Raw genomic sequence first — 2,509 nt, 5'->3', positions numbered from 1 at the left:
AAAATCCCTTTAGGAACTAAAGGGCGCACTTCTATACTCTCTGTCGAGAGTAGTGCGTCCTGCGGAGCTTCATTCTCCGTCAGCAGAAGAAAACTGCATGACCGAGAATGTTGCGTCACTTCGTTCCGTCAAGGTGGCTACACCCCCTTGCGCCGCTAAAGCGGCTATCCCCTGTGGACTTGCCGTCCGCAAACGGTTTTGACAAACCGTTCGCCGCCAGCAAGTTTGAAAATCAAGAATCTTAATTTGATAAAGGAGTGTGATTCTATGAAAAAGAAATTACCCATAATCCTCTTGGGTGTTATTTTGGCTTGTGTGTTGGTTTTCGGTTTCCTTTATGCAAACAATGACATTGGTAAAACCGCAAACAGTTTAGAAGCAGACATTCGCCAATCTCAAAAAATTTTGGATGATTGGATTGTTGATGGAAGCATTTCCGACACAATGGCTGCATTTATTTCTTACCCACAGGACAAGACAGACCACACTTTTTCTGTCTATGTAAATCGCCCTGGCTTGTCTTTTGGATATTTCTTCCGTGGTGGTGGAGATATAGTTGAGGTTGATGATTACATTGCAGAGTTTGTTGTTGAGGGAAATAACGAAAGGGCATTTATCTCAATGAATACCCAAAATATTGTTCGACTTGAAGTAGATGATGGCAACGGCATTCAGGTGATTGATATTGATAGTGGCAAGCCTTTCGCCATTGTCCTGCCCCTCAATGTAGGAAACATCTGTTTCTATGATACGAATGGAAATGTTGTGGAATATCTTCGCCAACAACTTTGACCAACTTCAATTTACCGAACTGAACACAACAACTGAATACCGAAAAACTGACCGTTGACTGGTCGCACTATGCGAAAAGTTGACGGTCTTTTTTTATCCCCAAAATCAAAAAAGGAGGTCAATTACAATGACAAAACCGAAAACCCTCGACCAGCTCCAAGCCGAAAAGGAGCAAGCCGAGACGCAGCTTGCACAGGAACAGCACAAGCTGGAGCGTCTTGAGAATAGAAAGAAGTATCTGGAGAAAGGCGAACGCACCAAGCGCACCCACCGCCTTTGCAATCTGGGCGGCACGGTTGAGAGTCTTGCCCCGGAGGTCAAAGATCTCACACGCACCGAAATGACAGAGCTGATGGAACACATCTTTTCTCTGTCCGAAGTCCAGCGAGCCGTCCGTCACATGGCGATTACTCACACCAACCAAGCGAACAGAGAAAAGGAGTTGAAAGCCGATGGCACTATTTCATCTGAGCGTCACGCAGACTAAGCGAAGCGCAGGACAGTCCGCTATCGCTTCTGCCGCCTACCGAGCCGGGGCGCGATTGTATAGCGAGTATTACGGCGAATACAGCGACTACACCAGAAAGGGCGGCGTGATCTGCTCTGACATTCTCCTGCCGTCCCATGCACCGCCCGAATACGCAGACCGCCAGACCCTATGGAACGCCGTGGAAAAAGCCGAGCGTGGAAAGAACGCCCAGCTTGCATACAGCTTTGACATTGCCTTGCAGAATGAATTTTCCCTTGAGGAAAACATCGCTCTTGCAAGGCAATTTTTGTTGGAGAACTTTGTGAGCCGGGGCATGGTGGTTGACTTCGCCGTACACCAGCCAGACCGTGAGGACGGCGGCATACCCAATCCACATTTTCATGTGCTTTGCCCTATCCGCCCCATCGAGCAGAACGGCAAATGGGGGCTAAAGCAACGCCGGGTGTATGAGCTGGACGAGGACGGCAACCGTATTCGAGACGCAAACGGAAAGTTTGTGTTCAACGCCGTTCCCACTACCGACTGGGGCAGTCCCGAAACGCTGGAATACTGGCGGCAGACATGGGCGGAGCTATGCAATGGCAAGTTTGCGGAAAAGGGGCTTGACGTTCGTATCGACCACCGAAGCTATGAGCGTCAGGGCGTGGAGCTTCTTCCCGCCGTCCACGAGGGCGCAACCGTCCGGGCAATGGAGAAGAAAGGCATACGCACCGAGAAAGGCGAGTTCAACCGCTGGATCAAGGCAACCAATGCCGTTATCCGGGACATCAAGAAGAAAATCGCTCTCCTGTTCGATTGGATTGCCGAAGCAAAAGCGGAGATTGCCAAGCCGCAGGCACCCGACCTTGTTTCTCTGCTGAACGCCTATTACACCCAGCGCAGAGCCGGGGCGTATTCGCAGAAAGACAAGGTCAGCAATCTAAAGGAGATGAATGAGACTTTCAATTATCTCCGGGCAAACGGGATTTACTCCCTTGAGGATTTGGAACACCGTGTCAGCGAACACAGTGCTGCCACAGAGAGCTTGAAGAAAACGCTGGACGAACAGACCGTTCGAATGAAAGCGATTAAGCGGCTCTATGACAGCTCTGCTGCTTTCCAGAGCTTGAAGCCTGTCTATGACGGCTTGCAGAAAATCAAGTTTGAGAAGCCCAGAGCCAAGTACAAGGCAGAGCATGAAACGGAACTGAAACAGTTCTACGCCGCCAGACGCAAGCTGACCGGAGA

General features: G+C 49.9%; 3 protein-coding genes. All 3 read left to right on the top strand.

The window, feature by feature from the left end; genetic code table 11:
• The first annotated feature begins 267 nt into the window (after nt 1-267).
• Nucleotides 268-792 carry a hypothetical protein gene (locus GPK49_RS06880; protein WP_015516227.1) on the top strand — a complete coding sequence of 175 codons (525 nt, stop codon included), beginning with the start codon at nt 268-270 and terminating at the stop codon, nt 790-792.
• 127 nt (nt 793-919) lie between these two features.
• Nucleotides 920-1,279, top strand: coding sequence for a DUF3847 domain-containing protein (locus tag GPK49_RS06875; protein WP_015516226.1), 360 nt, complete (start codon nt 920-922; stop codon nt 1,277-1,279).
• On the top strand, nt 1,245-2,509 hold a 1,265-nt coding region (mobQ, locus tag GPK49_RS06870), incomplete at its 3' end, for a MobQ family relaxase (RefSeq protein WP_215677115.1). The genes GPK49_RS06875 and mobQ, both read left to right, overlap by 35 nt.

It is taken from the genome of Clostridium sp. MCC345 (genome assembly GCF_018785345.1).
Classification (GTDB): domain Bacteria; phylum Bacillota; class Clostridia; order Lachnospirales; family Anaerotignaceae; genus Anaerotignum_A; species Anaerotignum_A faecicola.
The sequence above is the reverse complement of the archived record's forward strand: the minus strand, read 5'-3'. Positions and strand labels throughout refer to the sequence as shown.

Excerpts from the sequence above, each read along its gene's own strand:
- GPK49_RS06880 (WP_015516227.1), top strand. The coding sequence starts at position 268 with ATGAAAAAGAAATTACCCATAATCCTCTTGGGTGTTATTTTGGCTTGT.
- GPK49_RS06875 (WP_015516226.1), top strand. The coding sequence starts at position 920 with ATGACAAAACCGAAAACCCTCGACCAGCTCCAAGCCGAAAAGGAGCAA.